This is a genomic window from Streptomyces sp. NPDC046203 (assembly GCF_040646255.1).
Classification (GTDB): Bacteria; Actinomycetota; Actinomycetes; order Streptomycetales; family Streptomycetaceae; genus Streptomyces.
This window is the reverse complement of the sequence record NZ_JBEYZX010000013.1, coordinates 63445-85002: the sequence shown is the minus strand read 5'-3', so window position 1 is coordinate 85002 and position 21558 is coordinate 63445. Positions and strand designations below refer to the sequence as shown.

General features: G+C 70.4%; 27 protein-coding genes and 1 pseudogene. 17 read left to right on the top strand and 11 right to left on the bottom strand.

Going from position 1 to position 21558, the window contains the following annotated elements:
- Positions 1-181 precede the first annotated feature (181 nt).
- Complete coding sequence (locus tag ABZ990_RS13570) at positions 182-1030, bottom strand: 3-hydroxyacyl-CoA dehydrogenase family protein (RefSeq protein WP_361230078.1); 849 nt, start codon at positions 1028-1030, stop codon at positions 182-184.
- 357 nt (positions 1031-1387) lie between these two features.
- Positions 1388-2026, bottom strand: coding sequence for a TetR/AcrR family transcriptional regulator (locus tag ABZ990_RS13565; RefSeq protein ID WP_361230077.1), 639 nt, complete (start codon positions 2024-2026; stop codon positions 1388-1390).
- Positions 2027-2096: 70 nt separating this feature from the next.
- Between ABZ990_RS13565 and ABZ990_RS13560 the strand changes: the two genes are divergently transcribed.
- The 3 genes from ABZ990_RS13560 (at position 2097) to ABZ990_RS13550 (ending at position 4374) form a co-directional block, all read left to right on the top strand.
- Positions 2097-2870, top strand: a complete 774-nt coding sequence (locus ABZ990_RS13560; protein ID WP_361230074.1) for an ATP-binding cassette domain-containing protein — start codon at positions 2097-2099, stop codon at positions 2868-2870.
- Between the two features lie 102 nt (positions 2871-2972).
- Positions 2973-3719 carry an ABC transporter permease gene (locus tag ABZ990_RS13555; RefSeq protein WP_361230071.1) on the top strand — a complete coding sequence of 249 codons (747 nt, stop codon included), beginning with the start codon at positions 2973-2975 and terminating at the stop codon, positions 3717-3719.
- Between the two features lie 82 nt (positions 3720-3801).
- The gene (locus ABZ990_RS13550; RefSeq protein WP_361230068.1) at positions 3802-4374 is read left to right on the top strand and encodes a cob(I)yrinic acid a,c-diamide adenosyltransferase; all 573 of its coding nucleotides are present in this window, start codon (positions 3802-3804) and stop codon (positions 4372-4374) included.
- Between the two features lie 165 nt (positions 4375-4539).
- On the opposite strand, the pseudogene ABZ990_RS13545 reads toward ABZ990_RS13550, so the two are convergent.
- A pseudogene (locus ABZ990_RS13545) lies at positions 4540-5073 on the bottom strand (hypothetical protein); the annotation flags it as partial.
- A gap of 342 nt (positions 5074-5415) precedes the next feature.
- Between ABZ990_RS13545 and ABZ990_RS13540 the strand changes: the two are divergent.
- The 3 genes from ABZ990_RS13540 to ABZ990_RS13530 all read left to right on the top strand — a co-directional run bounded on the left by ABZ990_RS13540 (position 5416) and on the right by ABZ990_RS13530 (position 9445).
- Positions 5416-6645, top strand: a complete 1230-nt coding sequence (locus tag ABZ990_RS13540; protein WP_361230186.1) for a histidine kinase — start codon at positions 5416-5418, stop codon at positions 6643-6645.
- The gene (locus ABZ990_RS13535) at positions 6642-7445 is read left to right on the top strand and encodes a response regulator transcription factor (protein WP_361230066.1); all 804 of its coding nucleotides are present in this window, start codon (positions 6642-6644) and stop codon (positions 7443-7445) included. The genes ABZ990_RS13540 and ABZ990_RS13535 overlap by 4 nt, the downstream gene beginning before the upstream one ends.
- A gap of 122 nt (positions 7446-7567) precedes the next feature.
- Positions 7568-9445 carry a glycoside hydrolase family 18 chitinase gene (locus tag ABZ990_RS13530; RefSeq protein ID WP_361230063.1) on the top strand — a complete coding sequence of 626 codons (1878 nt, stop codon included), beginning with the start codon at positions 7568-7570 and terminating at the stop codon, positions 9443-9445.
- A 60-nt stretch (positions 9446-9505) separates the two neighbouring features.
- Here the strand turns inward: ABZ990_RS13530 and ABZ990_RS13525 are convergent, their stop codons facing one another.
- The gene (locus tag ABZ990_RS13525) at positions 9506-10309 is read right to left on the bottom strand and encodes a MerR family transcriptional regulator (protein ID WP_361230060.1); all 804 of its coding nucleotides are present in this window, start codon (positions 10307-10309) and stop codon (positions 9506-9508) included.
- A gap of 63 nt (positions 10310-10372) precedes the next feature.
- On the opposite strand from ABZ990_RS13525, the gene ABZ990_RS13520 reads away from it, so the two are divergent.
- Positions 10373-10816 (top strand): DUF6194 family protein, encoded by a 444-nt coding sequence (locus ABZ990_RS13520; protein WP_361230057.1) that lies wholly within the window; start codon positions 10373-10375, stop codon positions 10814-10816.
- A 40-nt stretch (positions 10817-10856) separates the two neighbouring features.
- On the opposite strand, the gene ABZ990_RS13515 is transcribed toward ABZ990_RS13520, so the two are convergent.
- From ABZ990_RS13515 to ABZ990_RS13495, 5 genes are all read right to left on the bottom strand, one after another.
- Positions 10857-11066 carry a DUF397 domain-containing protein gene (locus ABZ990_RS13515; RefSeq protein ID WP_361230054.1) on the bottom strand — a complete coding sequence of 70 codons (210 nt, stop codon included), beginning with the start codon at positions 11064-11066 and terminating at the stop codon, positions 10857-10859.
- A gap of 22 nt (positions 11067-11088) precedes the next feature.
- Complete coding sequence (locus tag ABZ990_RS13510) at positions 11089-11295, bottom strand: DUF397 domain-containing protein (protein ID WP_361230051.1); 207 nt, start codon at positions 11293-11295, stop codon at positions 11089-11091.
- A 23-nt stretch (positions 11296-11318) separates the two neighbouring features.
- Positions 11319-11525 (bottom strand): DUF397 domain-containing protein, encoded by a 207-nt coding sequence (locus tag ABZ990_RS13505; RefSeq protein ID WP_361230048.1) that lies wholly within the window; start codon positions 11523-11525, stop codon positions 11319-11321.
- A 22-nt stretch (positions 11526-11547) separates the two neighbouring features.
- Positions 11548-11754 (bottom strand): DUF397 domain-containing protein, encoded by a 207-nt coding sequence (locus ABZ990_RS13500; protein ID WP_361230045.1) that lies wholly within the window; start codon positions 11752-11754, stop codon positions 11548-11550.
- Positions 11755-11823: 69 nt separating this feature from the next.
- Positions 11824-12813, bottom strand: coding sequence for a winged helix-turn-helix domain-containing protein (locus tag ABZ990_RS13495; RefSeq protein WP_361230042.1), 990 nt, complete (start codon positions 12811-12813; stop codon positions 11824-11826).
- Between the two features lie 73 nt (positions 12814-12886).
- Here ABZ990_RS13495 and ABZ990_RS13490 point away from each other — a divergent pair, with 73 nt between their 5' ends.
- Positions 12887-13810, top strand: a complete 924-nt coding sequence (locus ABZ990_RS13490) for an oxidoreductase (RefSeq protein ID WP_361230039.1) — start codon at positions 12887-12889, stop codon at positions 13808-13810.
- A 182-nt stretch (positions 13811-13992) separates the two neighbouring features.
- Here the strand turns inward: ABZ990_RS13490 and ABZ990_RS13485 are convergent, their stop codons facing one another.
- Positions 13993-14202 carry a DUF397 domain-containing protein gene (locus ABZ990_RS13485; protein WP_361230036.1) on the bottom strand — a complete coding sequence of 70 codons (210 nt, stop codon included), beginning with the start codon at positions 14200-14202 and terminating at the stop codon, positions 13993-13995.
- The gene (locus tag ABZ990_RS13480; protein ID WP_361230033.1) at positions 14199-15026 is read right to left on the bottom strand and encodes a helix-turn-helix transcriptional regulator; all 828 of its coding nucleotides are present in this window, start codon (positions 15024-15026) and stop codon (positions 14199-14201) included. Before ABZ990_RS13480 ends, ABZ990_RS13485 begins: the two co-directional genes overlap by 4 nt.
- A gap of 103 nt (positions 15027-15129) precedes the next feature.
- On the opposite strand from ABZ990_RS13480, the gene ABZ990_RS13475 reads away from it, so the two are divergent.
- From ABZ990_RS13475 to ABZ990_RS13435, 9 genes are all read left to right on the top strand, one after another.
- Complete coding sequence (locus tag ABZ990_RS13475; protein ID WP_361230030.1) at positions 15130-15399, top strand: hypothetical protein; 270 nt, start codon at positions 15130-15132, stop codon at positions 15397-15399.
- Positions 15396-15653 (top strand): hypothetical protein, encoded by a 258-nt coding sequence (locus ABZ990_RS13470; RefSeq protein WP_361230028.1) that lies wholly within the window; start codon positions 15396-15398, stop codon positions 15651-15653. Before ABZ990_RS13475 ends, ABZ990_RS13470 begins: the two co-directional genes overlap by 4 nt.
- Positions 15654-15967: 314 nt before the next feature.
- On the top strand, positions 15968-17284 hold the full coding sequence (locus ABZ990_RS13465; RefSeq protein ID WP_361230025.1) for a helix-turn-helix domain-containing protein: 1317 nt from the start codon (positions 15968-15970) through the stop codon (positions 17282-17284).
- A gap of 366 nt (positions 17285-17650) precedes the next feature.
- Positions 17651-18697, top strand: coding sequence for a radical SAM protein (locus ABZ990_RS13460; protein WP_361230022.1), 1047 nt, complete (start codon positions 17651-17653; stop codon positions 18695-18697).
- Positions 18694-19341 carry a hypothetical protein gene (locus tag ABZ990_RS13455; protein ID WP_361230020.1) on the top strand — a complete coding sequence of 216 codons (648 nt, stop codon included), beginning with the start codon at positions 18694-18696 and terminating at the stop codon, positions 19339-19341. Before ABZ990_RS13460 ends, ABZ990_RS13455 begins: the two co-directional genes overlap by 4 nt.
- Complete coding sequence (locus ABZ990_RS13450) at positions 19325-19822, top strand: hypothetical protein (protein ID WP_361230017.1); 498 nt, start codon at positions 19325-19327, stop codon at positions 19820-19822. Before ABZ990_RS13455 ends, ABZ990_RS13450 begins: the two co-directional genes overlap by 17 nt.
- 1 nt (position 19823) lies before the next feature.
- On the top strand, positions 19824-20639 hold the full coding sequence (locus ABZ990_RS13445) for an STM4013/SEN3800 family hydrolase (RefSeq protein ID WP_361230015.1): 816 nt from the start codon (positions 19824-19826) through the stop codon (positions 20637-20639).
- A complete protein-coding gene (locus ABZ990_RS13440; RefSeq protein ID WP_361230012.1) occupies positions 20636-21076 on the top strand; it encodes an NUDIX hydrolase in 441 nt (146 codons plus the stop codon). Before ABZ990_RS13445 ends, ABZ990_RS13440 begins: the two co-directional genes overlap by 4 nt.
- Positions 21077-21426: 350 nt before the next feature.
- The gene (locus tag ABZ990_RS13435; protein WP_359872132.1) at positions 21427-21507 is read left to right on the top strand and encodes a tryptorubin family RiPP precursor; all 81 of its coding nucleotides are present in this window, start codon (positions 21427-21429) and stop codon (positions 21505-21507) included.
- Positions 21508-21558: the final 51 nt, after the last annotated feature.

Genomic DNA, 21558 nt, shown 5'->3' with positions numbered 1-21558 from the left:
AGCGAACCGATATCGAATTTCACCCCAGGGGGCGATGCTGCCGGGGCGGCCGGATCCCTGTGCGGAATCGGTTCGCCGCCCCGGCCCGGGTCCGGGCCCTGGTGACGGGGTCCCCGGACCGGCGCTCGGCGTCGGTCCGCGTGCGTAGTTGCCCGTACGTGTCCGTGCGTACCCGCGCGGGTCAGTACGTGTAGAAGCCCTGCCCGCTCTTGCGGCCGATGTCACCCGCGTCCACCATCCGGCGCATCAGCTCCGGCGGCGCGAACTTCTCGTCCTGGGACTCGGTGTAGATGTTGTTCGTCGCGTTGACCAGGATGTCGACACCCGTGAGGTCGGTCGTGGCGAGCGGACCCATCGCGTGCCCGAAGCCGAGCTTGCAGGCGATGTCGATGTCCTCGGCGGTGGCGACGCCCGACTCGTACAGCTTGGCGGCCTCGACGACGAGCGCCGAGATCAGCCGGGTGGTCACGAAGCCGGCCACGTCACGGTTGACGACGATGCAGGTCTTGCCGACCGACTCGGCGAACTCCCGCGCGAAGGCGAGGGTTTCGTCGCTGGTCTTGTAGCCGCGGACGAGCTCGCAGAGCTGCATCATCGGGACCGGCGAGAAGAAGTGGGTGCCGACGACGGCCTCCGGACGCTCCGTCACCGAGGCGATCTTGGTGATCGGGATGGCGGAGGTGTTGGAGGCGAGGACCGCACCGTCCTTCGCGATCTTGTCGAGGGAGCGGAAGATCTCGTGCTTGACCTCCAGCTTCTCGAAGACGGCCTCGACGACGATGTCGGCGTCGGCGACCGCTTCGAGGTCGGTCGTGGCCGTGATCCGGCCCAGCGCCGCCTCGGCGTCCTCGGCCGTCATCCGGCCCTTGGCGACGAACCGCTCGTACGACGCGCCGATCGCGTCGGTGCCCCGGGTCAGGGCGGCGTCGGTCACGTCGCGCAGAACGACGTCCCAGCCGGCCTGCGCCGAGACCTGCGCGATACCGGACCCCATCAGTCCGGCACCGATGACCGCGAGCTTCCTGGCCACGTTCTTCCACCCCTCATCGCCCGAGTCGTCCATCACGACTGTTCACTTTTGGCTCTCCGGCGGAGATTAGCGGGCGTCGGGCGGCCTGGGGCCGCGAAGTAAGGCATGTCACGCCGCGTCCGGTGGACGTCACACTCACGGCACCCCTCCCCCGGGCCGTACGGCCCACCGCACCCGGCCCGCACGCCCCCGGCCGACCGGCCGGTGAGGGTCGCTCAGCCCACCCGTACGGCGCCACAGGCCGCCCGGTCCACCCACACGGTCACGCCCCTACGCACGAGCCAGGCGGGCCACACGAGCCGCGCGGACCATGCCGGCCGCGCGGGCCGCACGAGCCAGGCGAGCCGCGCGGGCCGCTCAGCCCACCCGCACCGCGTAGTCCAGCACCGCGTCGCCGAGCAGCTCCTCGATCTCGTCGAGCAGCCCGAGGACCTCGCGGGACACCTCGTGCGGATGGCGCCCGGCGAGCATCTCGGCGGTGATGAACTCCACGACCGTCTCCTGGATCCAGCAGATCTGACCGCCCACCAGGAACGGCATCGGGTCCCCGGCCGCCGCCCCCGCCTCCTCGCGCAGCGCGTCGACGGTGACCTGCCGGACCTCCTGCTGTACGCGGTAGAGCCGGGCCTTGAGGGTGGGGGCGTCCTCGATGACCCGGACGAAGTCGGCGAAGCCCGCCATCAGCCCGTACGCGGGCGAGACCGCGCCGACATGCCCCCGGATCTCGCGCAGCACGGCGCGCGCGGCGGACTCGCCCGCGTCCCGGCCGCGGATCATGCGGGCCAGCCGCTGGACGACCCCCTCCATGCGGTCGAGGAACATGTCCTCTTTGGCCGGGAAGTAGTTGTAGACGGTGTTGACCGAGACGTCTGCGGCCTCCGCGATCTCCGCCACCGTGACCGACGTGAAGCCGCGCTCCAGAAAGAGCCCGGTCGCCATGTCCGAGATCAGCTGCTTCGTCTGCCGCTTCTTGCGTTCCCTGAGCCCTTCAGCCATGCCGCCATCCTAGGCGTCCTGAAATTTTGGGGACGTTGCAAAATTTCAGTGACTCTGTTTTTGTAGTCCCATGCCCATCATCAGCGCGTCCGGGCTGTCCCGGACCTTCCGCACCCGGCAGGGCACGGTCGAGGCGGTCCGCGGGATCGACCTGACCGTCCGGCCGGGCGAGATCGTCGGCCTGCTCGGACCCAACGGCGCAGGCAAGACCACGACCCTGCGCATGCTCAGCACCCTGCTCCCGCCCACCGGCGGCGCCGCGACCATCGCGGGCCACGACCTGCTCCGCGATCCCGTCTCCGTACGCCGGGCGATCGGCTACGTCGCCCAGTCCGGCGGCGTCGACCCGCAGGAGACCGTCCGCTCCGAACTCCTCATCCAGGGGCGGCTGTACGGGCTCACGCGCGCCGAGTCCGCCGAACGCGCCGCCGAGCTCGCCCAGGCCCTCGACCTCACCGATCTGCTCGACCGCCCGACCCCGGCCCTCTCCGGCGGCCAGCGCCGCCGGCTCGACCTCGCCCTCGGGCTCGTCCACCGCCCCGCGCTGCTCTTCCTCGACGAGCCGACCACCGGACTCGACCCGGGCAGCCGGACCGCCCTGTGGGACCTGGTCCGGCGGCTGCGCGACGACTACGGCACCGCCGTCGTCCTGACCACCCACTACCTCGACGAGGCCGACGCGCTCGCCGACCGGCTCGTGGTCGTCGACGGGGGCGTGGTCGTGGCCGAGGGCACCCCGGCGGCGCTCAAGGCGGCCCATGGCGCCGACACCCTCCAGGACGCGTTCCTCGCCATCACCGGTCGCGCCCCGGCCCCCGCCGACCAGACCCCGCTCGCCGTCTAGGCGCCCAACGACCCCTCCCCATCAGCCCCTTGTCCAGCCCCTTGTCCAGTCGACCGTCCAGCCGACCCTCCGTCCAGCGACCCTCCGTCCAGGAGCCCTTCCATGTGGCACGACACCGCGGTCCTCTTCGGGCGTTACGTCCGTCAGACCCTTCGCTCCCCGTTCCAGATCTTCTTCGGCGCCCTGATGCCGCTGCTCTACCTCTTCCTCTTCGGCCCTCTGCTGACCGAGCTGCCGCTCGGCCGTGAGGGCGACTCCTGGCAGATCCTGGTCCCCGGGCTGCTGCTCCAACTCGGCCTCTTCGGCGCCTCGTTCGCGGGCTTCGCCGTGATCATGGAGAAGAACTGGGGCGTCCTCGAACGTCTGCGGGTGACCCCCGTCAGCCGGCTCGCCCTGCTGCTCGGCCGCACCCTGCGGGACACCGTGCTCTTCATCTTCCAGTCGGTGCTGCTGGTCCTGGCCGCCCTGCTCATGGGTCTGCGCGCGCCGCTCGCCGGCGTCCTGATCGGCTTCGGCTTCGTCGCCCTGCTGACCTTCGCGCTCGCCTCGCTGTCGTACGCGCTGGCGCTGAACCTGCGCAGCCCGCAGGAGTTCGGCCCGGCGATCAACACGCTCGCGATGCCGTCGATGCTGCTGTCCGGCCTGATGCTGCCGATGGCCCTGGCCCCGGGCTGGCTGGACACGCTTTCCCACTTCATGCCGTTCCGGTACCTGGTGGACGCGGTGCGGGACGCGTACGTGGGGCAGTACGCGACCTCCACGATGCTGTACGGGGTGCTGGCCGCCGTCGCCCTCACGGTGGTCGCCACCGTGGTCGGCGCGAGGACGTTCCGCAAGTCGAACGGCTGACGGTCGGGCGACGGACGACGGACGACGGACTGCTCACGTTCGCCTGGCGGACGGCCGGGGGGCGGCTGACTACGCTGGTGTCATGGTCAATCTGACGCGCATCTACACCCGTACCGGCGACCAGGGCACCACCGCCCTCGGCGACATGAGCCGCACCGCCAAGACCGATCTGCGGATCTCGGCCTACGCCGACGCCAACGAGGCCAACGCCGTCATCGGCACGGCCCTCGCGCTCGGACAGCTCGACGAGGAGGTCGCGGCGGTCCTCGGCCGGGTGCAGAACGACCTGTTCGACGTGGGCGCCGACCTCTCGACCCCGGTCGTCGAGGACCCGAAGTACCCGCCGCTGCGCGTCGAGCAGGCCTACATCGACCGCCTTGAGGCGGACTGCGACCGCTTCCTGGAGCAGCTCGACAAGCTGCGGTCCTTCATCCTGCCCGGCGGCACGCCCGGTGCGGCGCTGCTGCACCAGGCGTGCACAGTGGTCCGGCGGGCGGAGCGCTCCACCTGGGCGGCGTTCGAGGTCCACGGGGAGACGATGAACCCGCTGACCGCGACGTATCTCAACCGGCTGTCAGACCTGCTGTTCATCCTGGCCCGGATGGCGAACAAGTCCGTCGGGGACGTCCTGTGGGTCCCGGGCGGGGAGCGCTGAGCCCTCGGGCTTACGGGTCCGCCGAAGGAAGCCGTTCCCGGCGGGGATCCTCTCCGCCGGGTCCTTCGTCTCCAGGCCCGTTTCCGGGCTCGTCTCCGGGCCCGCGCCCTGCCCTTGGTCCTTGGCCTTCGCGGGCCCCTGTCCCTTGCTCGGCCCCTGCCCCTTCGCCGGGTCCTTCTTCGGCCAGATGAAGTACGCCAGGGCGATCAGCCCGTGGATGCCCGCCGCCCGCCAGGCCACGAGGATCCAGCCCCTGAGCGTTCCGGTGTCGCCGGAGCGGCCGACGTACCCCATGGCCAGGAGCAGCAGGCCGGTCGCGACGGCGGCGGCGACCAGCGTGCCGAGCCAGAGCCGGCCTTCGTACCGGGCGCGCGCCATGCCGTACTTCGGCGGCTTGACCGGCGGCGGACCGCCCGCGAGGCGGTGGGCGGCGTGCCCGTCGAGCCACTTCACCGTGGTGTGGCCGTGGCCGACGGTGTAGCCGATGTAGAGGGCGGCCAGACCGTGCGCGGTGCTCGGCTCGGCGCCGTTCCTCAGGTCGATTGCGGTGACCACGAGGAGCACGACCTCAAGGAGCGGTTCGGCGCACAGCAGCGCGAGACCCGTGCGGGGCATCCGGAGCAGATAGCGGGTGGCGAGTCCGGCCGCCAGCAGGACCCAGAAGCCGACCTCACAGGTCACGATCAGCGCGACGATCACGGCACTCTCTTTCCTCTCGCTGCTCCCTGCACGGGGCTCGCGGTCAGGGGCTCCCTACACGGGCTCCCCGTAAGGGCTCCCTCTACGGGCTCCCTTCCGGTACACCTCCAGACTTCCGTCCGGCCGGCGCCCGCGCGTCGTCGCCGGTGACGAACCGGCCCTACATCCTTCGACGGAGGCACGCGGGGCCGAGGCTCGGCCCTGCCGAGGACGCCCGGGGCTCGGTACGGCGTGTTGGATGGTGCCGTGCCCTTCCCCCGCCCCCACCCCCTCCCCCGTCTCGGCCTCCGTTCTCTCCCCTGCCCCCTCCCTCGTCCCCTCCCTCGCCCTCATCACCACGATCTGCTGATCGCCGCCGCCGGCCTGTCCTGCGGTCTGCTCCTGTGGTCCCTCCACCTCTACATGAACGGCGGCCGGCTCTTCGAGCAGCGCTGGGCCCCGCTGATCCCGCTCGTGGTGATGGCGGCGATGGAGGCGCTGCGCCGGACGGCACCGCGTACGGCGCTGATCACCGGCACCCTGGCCATCGCGGCGGACCAGTGCACGGGAGGCAACCTCGCCACGGTGCTGATGTTCACGGACGTGGTGTACGCGGCGGTGCTGTACGGCACGCCCGCCTCCGCCCGCCGCATCCCGTACACCACCGGTCTGGTCGCCGTCACGGTCACGGTGGTGCTGCTGGTCTGGTGGCAGAACGCGTACGCGCTCCTCGTCGGCGTCCTCACGGCGATGGTCTCGTTCCTGCCCGCGCTCACGGGCGCGATCGTGCGCAACCACCGGGACGCGGCGGAGGCCGCCCGGCTGCGGGCCGAACAGACGGCGCTGCTCGCCGAGATGGACCGGGTGCAGGCGGTGACCGCCGAACGCACCAGGATGGCGCGGGAGTTGCACGACATGGTCGCCAACCACCTGTCGGCGATCGCGATCCACTCCACGGCCGCGCTCTCCCTCGACGACGCCGCCACCACCCGGCAGGCGCTGACCGTGATCCGGGAGAACAGCGTGGCGGGCCTGGAGGAGATGCGCCGGCTGATCGGGCTGCTGCGCGAGCGCGGCGGTACGGAGAACGAGCCGGCCGCCGCGCCGCGCCTGGCGGGCCTGGCCGCGCTGGTCGAGCAGGCCCGGGTGAACGGGGCGTCGAGCGGGCTGACGTTCACCCTGGACGCCGTACGGGCGAGGACGGAGGAGAAGCTGCCCGCGCCGGTGGAGCTGGCCGCGTACCGGATCGTGCAGGAGTCGCTGACGAACGCGCTCAAGCACGCCCCGGCGGGCCCGGTCGCGGTGGTCCTGGCGCGTGACCCGCAGACCCTGACGGTACGGGTGACCAGCCCGTACGGGAGCCCCTACGGGGAGCGGCCGGGCCCTCGGGCGCCGGGTTCGGGGGCCGGGCTGGTCGGGATGCGGGAGCGGGTGGCGCTGCTGGGCGGGGAGTTCGAGGCGGGTCCGGTCACCGAGGGGGACCCGGAGGTGTCCCCGGTGGCGTCCCCGGCGGCGGACGACCCGAAGGGCCGGGCGAAGGTGTGGCGGGTGCGGGCGGTGCTGCCCGCGGAGGAGAGGACGGCGGAGTCATGACGGGCGGAGTGAGCGGAGCGAGTGAACCGGACGGCGTGAACGGGGTGGACGGGGCCGACAAGGCAGGCGAGGCCGACGGACCGGCCCGGGTGAGCCGCGCGATCCGGGTCGTGGTGGCCGAGGACCAGAGCGCGGTACGGGCCGGGCTCGTCCTCATCCTGGGCAGCGCGCCCGACATCGAGGTGGTCGGCGAGGCGGCGGACGGCGAGCGGGCGGTGGAACTGGCCCGCGAACTGCGGCCGGATCTGGTGCTCATGGACGTCCAGATGCCGAAGCTCGACGGGGTGTCCGCGACCCGCCGGGTGGTGGCGGAGGAACTGGCGGACGTGCTCGTCCTCACCACCTTCGACCTCGACGAGTACGTTTTCGGGGCGCTGCGCGCGGGCGCGGCGGGCTTTCTGCTGAAGAACGCGGAGGCGACGGAGCTGATCGCGGCGGTCCGGACGGTCGCGGGCGGGGAGGGGCTGATCGCTCCGGCGGTGACGCGGCGGCTGATCGCCGAGTTCGCGGCGACTGGCCGGGGCCCGGGACTGGGCTCAGGGGGCGCGGGATCCGGGTGGGGCCAGGGGTCGTGGCGGGGCGCCGGATCCGGGCCGGACCCGGCGGCGATCGACACGCTGACGCCCCGGGAGCGGGAGGTCCTCTCGGCGCTCGGCGCGGGTCTGTCGAACGCGGAGATCGCCGGTCGTCTGGGGATGGCGGAGGCGACGGTGAAGACCCATGTATCGAAGGTGCTGGGCAAGCTGGAGCTGCGCTCAAGGGTTCAAGCTGCGGTTTTGGCAAGGGAGTTGGGTATCTGAGAGGAGACATTCCAAGGTTGGTCTGGACCTCTTGACGATTGGTACAGACCTTCCTACGCTCACGGGGCGCGCGCTACTCCGGACCACCCCCACCGTGACCGTCCGCTACTTGAGGAGCACCGTTGAGCACTCAAGCACCCCCGCGCAGAACAGGGTTCAGGAGCCGGGCCGCCGCCGGCCTGACCGCCCTCGTCCTGCCGCTGGCCGCACTGACCGGGCTCGCCTCCGCCGCCGCGGCCCCGGCCCAGGCCGCCGACTCCGCCACCGCCACGTACAGCAAGCCCCAGGACTGGGGCACCGGCTTCGAGGGCAAGTGGACGGTGAAGAACACCGGTACCACCGCCATCAGTTCGTGGACCGTCGAATGGGACTACCCGGCCGGCACCGCCGTCACCTCCGCCTGGGACGCCACCGTCACCGGCTCGGGCAACCACTGGACGGCCAAGAACCTCGGCTGGAACGGCTCCCTCGCCCCGGGTGCCAGCATCACCTTCGGCTACAACGGCTCCGGCACCGGCGCCCCCACCGGCTGCAAGATCAACGGAGCGTCCTGTGACGGCTCCGGCGGCGGCCAGCCCGGCGACGCCGCGCCCTCCGCACCCGGCACCCCGGTCGCGTCCGCCGTCACCGACACCTCGGTGAAGCTCACCTGGACCGCCGCCACCGACGACAAGGGCGTCAAGAACTACGACGTCCTGCGCGGCGGCACCAAGGTCACCACCACGACCGGCCTCACGTACACCGACACGGGTCTGACCGCCGGCACCGACTACTCGTACACGGTCGTCGCCCGCGACACCGCCGACCAGACCGGCCCGGCCAGCGGCGCGGTGTCCGTGCGCACCACCGGTGGCGGCGACGGCGGCGGGGGCACCCCACAGCCCGGCTCCGCGGTGAAGATGGGCTACTTCACCAACTGGGGTGTCTACGGCCGGAATTACCACGTCAAGAACATCGTGACGTCGGGCTCCGCCGCCAAGATCACGCACATCAACTACGCCTTCGGCAACGTCACCGGCGGCAAGTGCACGATCGGCGACTCGTACGCCGACTACGACAAGGCGTACACCGCCGACCAGGCCGTGGACGGCGTCGCCGACACATGGGACCAGCCGCTGCGCGGCAACTTCAACCAGCTGCGCAAGCTGAAGAAGCTGTACCCGAACATCAAGGTCATCTGGTCGTTCGGCGGCTGGACCTGGTCCGGCGGCTTCGGCCAGGCGGTGCAGAACCCGGCCGCGTTCGCGCAGTCCTGCTACGACCTGGTGAAGGACCCGCGCTGGGCCGACGTCTTCGACGGCATCGACCTGGACTGGGAGTACCCCAACGCCTGCGGTCTGAGCTGTGACACCAGCGGCCCGGCCGCGTTCAAGAACATGATGCAGGCCATGCGCGCCAAGTTCGGCGCGAACAACCTCGTCACCGCGGCCGTCACCGCCGACGCCTCCACCGGCGGCAAGATCGACGCCACCGACTACGCGGGCGCCGCGCAGTACATGAACTGGTTCAACGTGATGACGTACGACTTCTTCGGCGCGTGGGACGCCAAGGGCCCGACCGCCCCGCACTCCCCGCTCACCTCGTACTCCGGCATCCCGCAGCAGGGCTTCAACTCGGCCGAGGCGATCGCCAAGTTCAAGGCGCAGGGCGTCCCGGCGAACAAGCTGCTGCTCGGCATCGGCTTCTACGGCCGGGGCTGGACCGGCGTCACCCAGGACGCCCCCGGCGGCACTGCCACCGGCCCGGCGCAGGGCACGTACGAGCAGGGGATCGAGGACTACAAGGTCCTCAAGACCTCCTGCCCGTCGACCGGCACGATCGCCGGCACGGCGTACGCCAAGTGCGGCACCAACTGGTGGAGTTACGACACCCCCGCCACGGTCGGCTCGAAGATGAGCTGGGCCAAGAGCCAGGGCCTGGGCGGCGCGTTCTTCTGGGAGTTCAGCGGCGACACGACGAACGGCGAACTGGTCGGCGCGATCAACTCCGGCCTGAACTAACCGTATCGGCGACAAGCCCCGTCCCGCACCCGACACGATCGGGAGCGGGGCGGGGTTCGCTCATGCGCCGGTGGACGCGCCGGAGAGGGAGAGCACGGTGTTGAGCGCGGCGGCGCCGTCGAGCAGGGCGCGGGAACGGGCCGTGATGCCTGCATCCCTGGCGGCCAGCCCGGCGGCGACATCCGCCGACCGGCGCGCGCTCCGCAACTCCGGTACGAGAGATTTGAGTTGGGCGATGCGATAGCCGGCCCGGCGCAGTTGGTGCACGATCCGCGCGTCCCGCACCTGGGCGGGCGTGTACCGGCGGGCTCCGTGCCCACCGCGCGTGCCGTGCACGGGGTCGGAGGTGAGGGTGGGATCGGGGCCGGGGGCAGAGGCGGGGCTGGTGGCGGGGTCGCGGTCCGGTACGACGAGCCCTTCCGCGTGCCAGTGCCGCAACGTCGACGGGCGCACCCCGAGCGCGCCGGCCAGCTCGGACACGCTCATCGCGTCCGACGCGCGCACCTCGCCGATCGACTCCCCCGCGATCGCGTCGGCGGCCTCCCGGGCCTGCCGCAGTTCCTCGCGCTCGGCGGCGAGCCGGGCGTGCGCGGCATCGAGCAGGGCGAGCGCCCGTGCGAGAGGGCCGTCGTGGAAGGCCCGCACGATCTTCTTGGCCTCGACCGGCCCCACCCCGGCGGCGAGGGCCCGGTAGGCCAGCGCGGAGTGCAGATGCGTCTCGCCGTAGACGCGATAGCCGGTGGCCGTACGCGCCGCCGGGGGCAGCACCCCGTCGCGTTCGAGGTTGCGTACCTGCTGCACGGAGTACCCGGCGCGGCGCGCGATGTCGGCGGGCCGCAGACCGGCAGATTTGAGACTTTCCATCTCCGCACCCCTCCACCATGGCCTCGAAGTCTCCACAAGCACTTCAAGGTCACGCTAGAGCACATGACCCTCGACGAGATCCTGGACTTCGTGGGCGCCCTCGACGGCGTCCTGCCCCTCAGCCCCGCACCCGGCGACGGCACGCCGGAGATCAGCTGGGGCGACACGTTCTTCTATTACGCCCCGGACTGCACCGTCCCGACGACGGCCCAGCCGTTCGCGACGGTGGTGACGAAGGACTACCCCGGCGACGCATCCTCGCGCTTGGACCGGCCGGGCTTCTTCCGCGTGAACATGGCCGCCGGGAAGGCAGCCTTCACCGAGTGGACCGCCGACGCACCCGGCGACCCGAGCGCCGTCGATGCCGTGATCACGCACCCGGTCTACGGCGGAATGGGGTGGCTGGCTGTGGTGAACCCGGGCGCGCGCACGGAGACGGTGACCCGCGACCTCCTGCGCACGGCCCACCACCTGGCCCGCGCGCGGCACGAGCGGCGGGCGGGGTAGACCGCGCGCGGGAGGCAGGTGGTGCGGTGCGGTGCGGGCGTCAGACGAGGTCGAACTCGTCGCTCTTGACGCCCGCCACGAAGGCGGTGAAGGCGTAGGCGGAGAGGCGGAGTTCGGGGCCGGCAGGGACCTTGGAGTCGCGGACGGGGATGGTGCCGTGAGTGATGGCGAGGTTGGTGGCGACCTCGACACAGGAACCGCCGTGGCCGCTGTAGGAGGACGTGAACCAGCGAGGGGATTCAGTCATCACGGGATGCTCCCTTCTTGGCGCCTCAGGCGCCGAAGGTGTCGTCCTTCACCGAGTCGATGAACACGGCGAACGCGGCAGCGGCCACGGCCAGGGCGGGCCCGGCGGGAACCTTGGAGTCACGAACCGGGACGGTGCCACGCGAGGCGACAAGGTTGGTGGCGACCTCGACACAGTTGCCGCCGTTGGAGCTGTAAGAGGACGTGAACCACTGCGGGATATCGGTCATCACGAGATGCTCCCTATCTCGGCACCTCAGGCACCGAAGGTGTCGTCCTTCACCGAGTCGATGAACGCAGCGAACGCGGTAGCGGCCACGGCCAGGGCGGGCCCGGCCGGAACCTTCGAGTCACGAACCGGGACGGTGCCACGCGAGGCGACGAGATTGGTGGCGACCTCGACGCAAGCACCACCGTTGCTGCTGTAGGAGGACGTGAACCAGCGAGGGAATTCAGTCGTCACGGGATGCTCCCTTCTCGGCACCTCAGGCACCGAAGGTGTCGTCCTTCACCGAGTCGACGAACGCAGCGAACGCGGCAGCGGCCACGACCAGAACGGGCCCGGCCGGAACCTTCGAGTCACGAACCGGGACGGTGCCACGCGAGGCGACAAGGTTGATGGCGACCTCGACGCAGGTGCCACCGTTGCCGCTATAGGAAGACGTGAACCAGCGAGGGATGTCGGTCGTCACGAGATACCCCTTTCTTGGCGCCTTGGTGGTCGGCTCCGGCGGTTCTTCAGGGGTTGACCGTCCGGAGCCTCAAGCAGAGGAGACTTCGAGGAGCGTATCGGCGGCGGCGGTGCGGGCATAGAGGACGGAACGGCCGGCGCGGTGCGCACTGACCAGACCCGCATCGCGCAGCGCGGTGAGGTATTGGGATACCCCGGCCGGGGAGAGTCCGGTGCGGTCGGCCAGTTCGGTGGTGGAGGCCGGGGACTCCAGCTCGGTCAGCAGGAGGGTCCGTGAACGGCCGAGGACGGCGGCGAGGGCGCGGGTTTCCGTGGCGGGCCGTTTCTCCCAGAGTGTGCCGATGCCACGTGCCGGATAGGCGAGTTGCGGTGGGTCCGGCGGTCTCATCCGGGTGCGCAGCCCGGGGCCGGTGAACGCGGACGGGATCAGCAGCAGTCCCGCGCCTGCGGAGTGGCGGGGCATGTCGTGTTTCCGGCGGGCCAGTCTGAGCGTGTTGTCGCCCCAGCTCACCGAGGCGTGCAGGTCGTCGAAGAGGTGGCCCGCGCCGTGTTCGGCGACGGTGCGGGCCCGGTGGAAGACGTCGGCTTCCAGTACGGCCCTGATCCGCGCCCAGTAGGGGGCGAGCGCCAACTCCCAGTAGGTTGCGATCTCTTGTGTGACCTTGGCCAGCCGGGAGGGTGGATCGGCACGAAGGCTCGACAGCCGTGGGCCGAGATGTCCCTGGTGGCGTGCGAGGTGGTCGAGGTCCTGGCGTACCCGGTCGGCGGGCGAGGCCACGATCACATCCCACTCCGCCGCCGCTGTGGGGGCCGGTTGGGTGGGGGCAGGGGTGAGGAAGTCGGGCACGTAGCCGGCGAAGCCGGTCAACTCGGCAAGCCATCCCCGGTCCAGCCCAGCGGCCAGCACGCGGGGCCGCACTTGCTCGACCCAGGCCCCGTGGACCGGATGCGCGGTGGTCGATGTCAGCAGCCGGAAGCTGGGCGCGACCTCCCACATCGGCGAGATGGCGAACCGCACCTGCGCGAGGTCGTTCGCCGAGAACGCCAGCTGTGCCAGCACAACAGCCCCTCAATGGATTCACGCATGTGTTAATCAATGGCTCGCCAGGTTATCGTGCGCCGATCATCCCGCCATGACCTCACAGACGATCACCGCGGCGGCATCGGGCACTTGGAAGCTCGGCGACCGCACGGTCCACCGGATCGGCTTCGGCACGATGCGCCTCGCTCAACACGGCGAGGCGCTCGCGCCCGACGCCGTCCCGCGCGACCGCGACCAGGCGATCAAGGTGCTGCGCCGTGCGATCAAGCTCGGCGTGAACCACATCGACACCGCCGCGTTCTACTTCTCACCGCTGCGCTGCGCCAACGAGCTGATCAACCGTGCCCTCGCGCCCTACCCGGACGATCTCGTCATCGTCACCAAGGTCGGACCCGGCCGCGATCCCTCAGGCGCCTGGCTGCCGCACGCCACCCCGGGGCAACTGCGCGGCCAGGTCGAGGAGAACCTGCGGCAGCTCGGCCGCGACCACCTCGACGTGGTCAACCTGCGCATCGTCGGCACCGATTCCCTCGCCGACCGCTTCGGCGCGCTCGCCGAACTGCGCGACGCCGGACTCATCCGCCACCTGGGCCTGTCCAACATCCGCCCCCACCACCTGGTCGAGGCGCAGGCCATCGCACCGGTGGTCTGCGTCCAGAACATGTACGGCATCGGCGCCTCGCCCGAGCAGGAGGAACTTCTGCGCCTCTGCGGTGAACAAGGCATCGCGTTCGTGCCGTTCTACTCGATCGCCGGCGCCGGACGAACCGCCGGCGCACCCGCCGACGACAGCGGTACGGTGCACGCCCTCGCCCGCGCCCGCGGAGTGAGCACCGCCCAGGTCCGGCTGGCGTGGACGCTGCACCGAGGCCCGCACGTCCTGGCCATTCCCGGCACCGGCGACCTCGACCACCTCGCCCAGAACGTGGCAGCCGGCTCTCTGCGTCTGTCCGAGGATGAACTCACCGCCCTGGACTCCCTCCGCCCCGATGACGGCGTGGTCCACTCCTCCTGATCCACCTGCCTGAGGCGGCGGGCGCCGCGGGACGGCATACGGGGCCCTTTCGTACGAAGAGTCGAAGGGGGCCTTCGCGCACGGCACGCCGTGGCGGCGCCCTCAAGCAGACCGCATGACGAAGCCCCGCCTTGATCCCGAACTGGCGGGCAGGGCGGGGCTTTACGTCGTTTCAGCACATATCAGACGAGGTCGAACTCGCCGCCTTTGACCCCCGACACGAACGCCGCGAACGCGGGTACGGAGACGCCCAGAACAGGCCCGGCGACATCCTTCGAGTCACGGACGGGAACGACGCCACGCGCGGCGACGAGGTTCGTGGCTACCTCAACGCAGGCGCCGCCGTTGCTGCTGTACGAGGACTTGAACCAACGGGGAGATTCGGTCGTCACGACATGCCCTTTCGTGCCTCTTGGATCATGGCCACGGACGCCGCCTGTGAGAGCGATTCGGCCGCTAGGTGATGGTAGGCCGTCAGCAGTGGAACCACTGAGGCTGTCTCTCGCTCAAGGTGTCCGCGCTGCGCGGACTCCGCGTACGACATGTGCGACCGATCCCTCATCGTCAGTATGTAGAGCGGCAGATCGAAGGCCCTACGTGCCCCCAACTCATACGGTGCGACCTGAAGCACGGTATTGGCTTGGCCAGCGAACTCAATGAGCCGTCCGAGCTGGGCGCGCATCAATGAGGGACCCCCGACTGGCCGCCGAATGCAGCTCTCGTCAAGCACAACAAAGATCGACGGCGCCGGACTTCGGTTCAGAGCATCCTGGCGGCGAGCAACGAGAGAAAGCCTGCTCTGCGCCTGCTCCTCGGTGATAGTCCCTCGGTCCACCGCACCGGCGGCGATCGCTGCGGCGTACTCAGGGGTCTGGAGCACTCCCGGGATGATGCCCAGCTCGAACACTCTGACCTCAGCGGCCTGCATCTCCTGTGCCACGTACTCCGGGAAGCCCTCCAGCACCGCAGGAGTCCTGAGCGATCGCCCCTCGCGCTCGAACTCGCCTCCGGTCCCCAGAACCTTGTCGGCCATTGCCGAGAAATGGGGAGTTGGGGGACGTCGACCATTTTCCACGGCGGAGATGTGGGTACCCGAGTAGCCCATGCGAGCTCCCAGCTCCTCCTGCGTCCATCCCCGCTCCTCTCTCGACCTGCGCAATCGAGCGCCATACGCCATCCCAGGCGACACGTCGGGGTCTACTTCATTGCGATTCAAGGGACTTCCTCTCCCTCTCCGAGCAGGCGGCGCAAGTTGAACAATGCCTCAGCCTAGGCCAGTCTGACCACGCCTCGTAGTGAAAGCGCTACAGAAAGGAGCGATGGTGTCCGAACACATCGCTCAAGAAAGCCCGCAGCCTGCGACGATGCCGCCCGTCGGCTCGTACATGGTCGACATCCGGATGGCGACAACTCGCCCCGGCAGGGTGATGGCCCACGAGGGCGACCTCATCTTCCTCCGCCCCGTGTGCGGCGGAACGGAGTGGACCGCGCATGCCGAGGATCTCCGCTCGCCGACGGACACCGAGCGCGAACGCATCCGCGTCCTCACCACGCCCGTCCCGCCGGCCCCGACGGTGGTGAAGCCGTGACCGGTCGAATAGAGCTCGCCACCGACCACGGACTCCGCCGCCACCCGGAACCGTCCCCCGGCTGCACGGTGTGCGCGCTGCTCGTCGCCTGGTTCGCGCATTACACGAGGACCGGACCGGAACGCGACGAATCAGCGGCCGTCGACTGCGCGGTGGAGATCCGCAACCACCCCCACGCCCCACCCAAAATGACCCTCAAACGGCGGTCGCCGCCGCACGGCGAACCGCGCACCATAGAGCGACGGTCCGGCTGATGTGGCGTACCGCGGCCGCCGTCCTCGGCGCCACCGCCTGGATCGCGACGATCGCCGTACTGATCGCACGGTCCCGCTCCTGAAGACCCCCGCCCCGCCCGGCCTCCACCCCGGACGGGGCGGGCCCACATCCGGCCCCGGCCATGGCGAGACCCGATGCGGCCCGATCGCGACCGAATACGACCGAATACGACAAGCGAGGCGGAGCACCCGTACATACGGTCCGGTCCACCGCGGGAAGCCCTGTGAGGAGACCTCACTCGCCGCTACGTTGGCGATCCGTGGCGTGCCGGCTATGAGCACCAGGGGGAGTGATGACCGACAGCATCACCTTCGGCAGATTCATCTCGCTGCGCCGTTCGGAGAGGGGCTGGACACAGCTGCGGCTGGCGGCCGAGCTCGACCGCAGTGAGGCATGGATGTCGCAGGTCGAACGGGATATCCAGCAGGTCAAGGACGTACAGCTCTTACGGCTTCTGGCGGGCGCCCTGGGCGTGGAGATCGACACGCTGTTGACGCTGCCGCAGCCCGCCTCGAACAGGTCGCCGAGAACACCGCGACGGCGTATCGGCTCGGCTACGCTGGCCCCGACTTCCGGTGCCGAGGAGGACGATGTGCGACGCCGCCCGTTCCTGACCCTGGCGGCCGCCGCCCTCCTTGCCCCCACCGCCATGCAGCGGACCGCCCATGCCGAGTCGGCATCGCCGCTCGCCGGTCTGGAGGACCTGGTGCTTTACGGGCCAGGGCGGGTCCCCGCTTCCCGGCGTGAACCGACTCCGGCGTCCGTCGCCGAGTCGCTCGTGGCCTCCCACCGGGAGTTCAAGGCAGCCGAGTACGACACCCTCGCAGGAGCTCTGCCCGGCCGGATCGCAGCCGCCGACACCGTCGGGACCGCAGAGGACCGAGCCCGCAACGTCGCCCAGCTCTACAACATCGCGGCGCGGCTGTGCATCAAAGCCGGCGACAACAACCTCGTGGCCGTCACCGCCGACCGCGCGCTGACCGCCGGCCGGCTCGGTGGTGACCCGCTGATCACCGCCGAGGCCCAGCGCATGGTCTCCAGCTCCTGGCGCCGCCAGGGCAATCCGGCCAGGGCCACGGACATCGTGGTGGCGGCTGCCGAGGATCTGCTCGCCGACACTTCCGTACCGGAAGCCTCCCGCCTGGCCAAGCGCGGCGATCTGTACGCCACCGCCGCCTACACGGCGGCGAAGACCGGTGACCGGGCTTTCGCCCACGCCCTCATCAGGGAGGGTGCCGACAGCGCGGCGTCAGCGAGCCGGTCCTCCGGCCTGGTGGACGGCATCCAGTGCGTAGCCCTGCACGAGTTGTCCGTGCACTACGAGCTCGGCGATGCCGGCAGGGCGATCGAACTGGCCAGGACGATCGATCCGGCCACGCTGCCGAACGCCGAGCGTCAGGCCCGCTTCTTCATCGACGTGGCTCGCGCGTTCGACCAGTGGGGCAAACCCGGCCCGTGTTACCGGGCCCTGCTGGCCGCCGAGGAAGCGGCCCCGCAGGAAATCCGCCGGGGCGCCGTCCGCGACCTCGCCGTCCGCCTTCTGCGGCATGACCAAAAGCTGCCGGGCGTGCGGGACTTCGCCACCCGCACCGGCGTGCGGACCATCTGACCCGTAGTCGGGCTACGGGTCGTAGTCCGACTACGGATCACGGCGTGGGGCCGGCGGTCCACTGGAGGTGTCCGTCGCACCTCCTGCTGCCGAAGGTCCGCCGATGCCGACGAACCACTCCGCTTCCCGCTGCTCCGACCGACCGTCACACAGACCGCGCACCGCCCTGGCCCGCGGGCCCCGCGGCCGCCCGGACGCGTTCCCGGAACACTCTTGGACCGACTTGAACGCTCTCGGGCCCGTGTCCAGGGCTCGGCCGCTCATCGAACCCGGCCGAGACGCGACTCCGCGTCCCCGGCCGTCGGCCACGCCGAATCGACCCGTCTCGCGGCCGGACATCCCCTGCACCGGGAACAGGAGCGTGTGGTGACTCCCCTCGGCCTCTCGCCCTGCCAGTCCCCGCTCACCGGCGTCGGCACGACCGCGCTGCGGAACTTCGCCGCGCTGCGTGGCCAGCTCCGGGTATCGCTCGGCCCCGACTGCAACATCGCCTGCTGGTTCTGCCACAACGAGGGCGACATCCCGCCCGGCAGCGCACGTGAAGACCACACCCTGCGGCCGCGACGGCGACTTCTGTGTGCCGAGCACTTCGTGACCATCATCGGCGCGCTGATCGCCCAGGGACTCAAGCGGGTGTACTTCACCGGCGGCGAGCCCCTGGCGTCGAGACTGGCGCGGCCTGTTCTGGAAGGCATGCGGCAATTCGCCGCACCGGACGTCGGCTTCTCTCTGATCACGAACGGCGTCCTGCTCCCCCGCGCCGTGCCGTGGCTGCGGGAGACCGCCCTCGACAAGGTCAAAGTGTCGCTGCACTACTTCAGCGACGAGACCTTCCGGGAGATCGCCGGAACCCGGCTCCCGGTCTCCGCCGTGCTCACCGGGATCGAAGCGGCCCGGGAGGCATTCGAGCGGGTCGAGCTGAACACTCTGCTTCAGAGACAGAACGAGCACGAGATCCGCTCGATCCTCGAGTACGCCCTGGAACACCGGATGCCGATCCAGTTCATCGAGTTGGTCGACACCGACTTCAACGCATCCCGCCAGAGCGCGGCCATCTCCGCGGAGAGACTGATCGCCCATCTGCGCACGCTGACCGGAACCGAGCGGGTCGAGATCGCGGGCGTCGGACAGGGACGGCGCGTCTTCACCGTCGACGGCCTGGAGATCGAGGTCATCCACCGGGAACTCGGCCGCCACCACGTCGGCCAGTGCGGGAGCTGCCCGCTTCGGCCCCGGTGCGTCGAAGGATTCTGGGCACTGCGCCTCGACCACGCCGGCGGGCTCCAGCCGTGCCTGCTCCGCGACGACCTCCGCCTCGACCTCGCCGGCCCGCTCGCCACGGCCGATGCCCCGACCACGATCGCCACGGCGGTGGCCGGGCACGTCGCCGCGTTCACGGAGGGAACGCTGTGAGCTTCGATCCGCACCCCTGCTACCGGCCACCGGTCTCCCGCCGCAACGGCGTCTTCCTGGTCTTGGAAGGAGTCAGCGGTTCCGGGAAATCCACCCTGGCCCGGCTCCTGGCCGATCAACTGGCCGCCGACACCCTGCACGTCGTCCCGAGGCCACTCGCCGATCTCGCCGGCTACATCAGCGATCACGGTGGGGCGCTGACCCAATTCGCGTTCCACCTCGCCGGCGCACTCGACTCCGCCGACTTCGCCCGCCGCCGTCTGGCCGGTGGCAGCCTCGTCGCGGACCGGTGGATCGGCTCGGTCATTGTCAACCACGCGGCCGTCAACCAGCTCGACCTGGAGGTCGCCGTCGCCGCGTTCCGTCCGTACAGGGGATACCTGCCGACACCTGATCTGACGGTCTATCTGGAGACCTCCGAGAAGGAGATCCGGCATCGGATGGAGAGCCGGCCGCCCCGGGCCGCAACGGACCGATTCCTTGTCCGCAGACCCGCCCTGCTGCCGTACATCCAGGATCTCTACCGGCGCTTCGCCGCCACCGACCCGACGGGGGTGTCGGTCGGCACCGACAACCGCACCCCCGAGGAACTGGCCGGGGAGATCCGCTCGCTGCTGGAGGACCGTCGTGCTCCATCCCGTTGATCTGTCCACGGTCTTCGCCGAGGACCGCGTCCACGGCCGGCATCTCACGGATATCCACCCGGCGGTCGCCTGGTGGATCGGATCCTGCCTCGTGCTCACCACGGGCGCGCACGGCGTCGCCCTGGTCCACGACGGCACCGAGCCGGCGAAGCAGTACTGCGGCCTGTTCAACCGTGGCGCCGTCAACTGCGAGCACTACACGGCAACCGTGTCCGTTGTCGGTGCGGGCGACGAGGAACTGCTGGCCTACGCGATCCGCACGCTCCAGGTACCCGGGGCCCGGATCAGCGCCTTCGGCGCCGAGGTGACCATTCGCCTGTTCACCGCCGACGGATCCGCGATCACCGACGGCACGGGGCTGGAGCGGATCTGCGGCCTCATCGCCCTGGACAAGGTGCTCCTCCCCGTCAACGACCGTGCCCGGGGCCGGGTCGTCCACCGGCCCGACCTCGCCAAGCACTACTTCGGTGCGGAGGGATGACGTGATCGATGCCGCCGGGATCATCGAGTCCGGGACGAACATCCTGTTCGTCACCCTGGACTCCCTGCGCTACGACGTCGCCAGGGCGACGACGCGCGCCGGACGTACTCCGCGGCTGGCCGGATTCCTGCCGGGTGGGCAGTGGGAGGAGCGCTGGACGCCCGGCACGTTCACTCTGCCCGCCCACGTCGCGTTCTTCTCCGGATTCCTGCCGAAGCTCCCGCAGCCGTCGCAGCCTCCGCGCTTGTGGGAGTGCCGGCCGCCGGCGTTCAAGACCGTCGATCCACGTACGTTCGTCTTCGACGCGCCGAACCTGCTCATCGGTCTCGCCCAGCACGGCTATCGGACGGTCTGCGTCGGCGGGGTGACCTACTTCTCCCGAGAGACGCCGCTCGGCTCCGTCCTGCCCGCCATGTTCGACGAGGACTTCTGGCGGCCGGAGTTCTGCTCGCCGGAGCCGGACTCCACCCGCCACCAGGTGGAGTTCGCCCTCGATGTCGCACGGACCCGAGAGGACCGACCGCTCTTCCTGTTCGTCAACGTCTCGGCCACTCACGTCCCCCATGGCCACTATCTCGGCGACAGCTCCGACTCATGGCTGTCCCAGGCCGCCGCGCTCGCCTACGCCGACGAGCACTTGGGAGTCCTGCTCGAAGGTCTGACAAGCACCAGGAAGTGGCTGGTCATCATGTGCGCCGATCACGGCGATGCCTTCGGCGAGGACGGCTACCACGGGCGCGGGATCATCCACCCGACAGTGACGAGCGTGCCTTTCGCCTGCGGGGTGGTCCGGCCCCGCCCTAATCTCCGCGCATGACCAACGCACAACTGCCCACCCGGGACGCGGCCGTGATCGTGGCCCGGGACGCCGCCGGCCTGGTCGCGGTGCTGACCGCGCCATTCCCTCTGCACGGTGGCGAGTATCTGTTCCTTCCCGGCGGGCGTCAGGAGGGTGACGAGAGCCCGGAAGAGTGTGCGCGGCGCGAGCTGCGCGAGGAGGCCGGGGTCACCGCCGGGGCCTGGCGTCCGCTGGGCTCGTTCGCCATCGTTCCGGGCTCCACCGCGCGACTCCACCTCTTCGAGGCGCGGGACCTGACCTGTGGCCCGCAGGAACTCGACGCCGGGGAAGACGGCTTCAAGCTGATGTGGTGGCCGATGGAGGACGCTCTCGCCGCCGTTCGCGAAGGCCGCTTCCTCCTCCAGGGCGGCCCGCTCGCCCTGCTTCTCGCGAACCTGCGGCCGGCCGCTACCTGAGCCCGACCGCCCCAGCCCGACCGCCCCCTCCCCAGCCCATCCACCCCTCCCTCCCGAGCCCGTCCACTCTCGTGCCGGACCCGGTGGGAGTGGCGTACCGCAGGCGCCGCACCCGGCACCACCACCTCCGCCGTAGCGATCCTCGTACCGATCACCCGGCGACGAGACTCCGCCCCCGTCCAGCTCCCCTGCCCCAGGCGGAACAAGGCCCTCCGAAGCCTCAAATCAGCGCTCTCACCTGCGCGTTCATCAGATGTTCATATTGCTGTCCCAGGCTGACCCAGCCCAACTGCGCACGACCTCCACCAGGAGGCCGTGTAGACGTCTCCACCCTGAAAGGGGGTGCAGTGATGAAGCTTCTCTTCGCCATCCGCAACAAGGTGTCCGCGCAGAAGAGCCTGAAGGCCAGCGCCTGGTACATCTGGTACTAGGACACCCCGTCGTCCCCGCCCCCGGGCGGGGACGACACCGCCCGCCGATGT

What these genes read in the sequence shown, in the direction of transcription:
- ABZ990_RS13565 (WP_361230077.1), bottom strand. Translation starts at nt 2,026, where the DNA reads ATGGCTGAAGGGCTCAGGGAACGCAAGAAGCGGCAGACGAAGCAGCTG.
- ABZ990_RS13560 (WP_361230074.1), top strand. Translation starts at nt 2,097, where the DNA reads ATGCCCATCATCAGCGCGTCCGGGCTGTCCCGGACCTTCCGCACCCGG.
- ABZ990_RS13555 (WP_361230071.1), top strand. Translation starts at nt 2,973, where the DNA reads ATGTGGCACGACACCGCGGTCCTCTTCGGGCGTTACGTCCGTCAGACC.
- ABZ990_RS13550 (WP_361230068.1), top strand. Translation starts at nt 3,802, where the DNA reads ATGGTCAATCTGACGCGCATCTACACCCGTACCGGCGACCAGGGCACC.
- ABZ990_RS13535 (WP_361230066.1), top strand. Translation starts at nt 6,642, where the DNA reads ATGACGGGCGGAGTGAGCGGAGCGAGTGAACCGGACGGCGTGAACGGG.
- ABZ990_RS13525 (WP_361230060.1), bottom strand. Translation starts at nt 10,309, where the DNA reads ATGGAAAGTCTCAAATCTGCCGGTCTGCGGCCCGCCGACATCGCGCGC.
- ABZ990_RS13520 (WP_361230057.1), top strand. Translation starts at nt 10,373, where the DNA reads ATGACCCTCGACGAGATCCTGGACTTCGTGGGCGCCCTCGACGGCGTC.
- ABZ990_RS13490 (WP_361230039.1), top strand. Translation starts at nt 12,887, where the DNA reads ATGACCTCACAGACGATCACCGCGGCGGCATCGGGCACTTGGAAGCTC.
- ABZ990_RS13475 (WP_361230030.1), top strand. Translation starts at nt 15,130, where the DNA reads ATGGTGTCCGAACACATCGCTCAAGAAAGCCCGCAGCCTGCGACGATG.
- ABZ990_RS13465 (WP_361230025.1), top strand. Translation starts at nt 15,968, where the DNA reads ATGACCGACAGCATCACCTTCGGCAGATTCATCTCGCTGCGCCGTTCG.
- ABZ990_RS13440 (WP_361230012.1), top strand. Translation starts at nt 20,636, where the DNA reads ATGACCAACGCACAACTGCCCACCCGGGACGCGGCCGTGATCGTGGCC.
- ABZ990_RS13435 (WP_359872132.1), top strand. Translation starts at nt 21,427, where the DNA reads ATGAAGCTTCTCTTCGCCATCCGCAACAAGGTGTCCGCGCAGAAGAGC.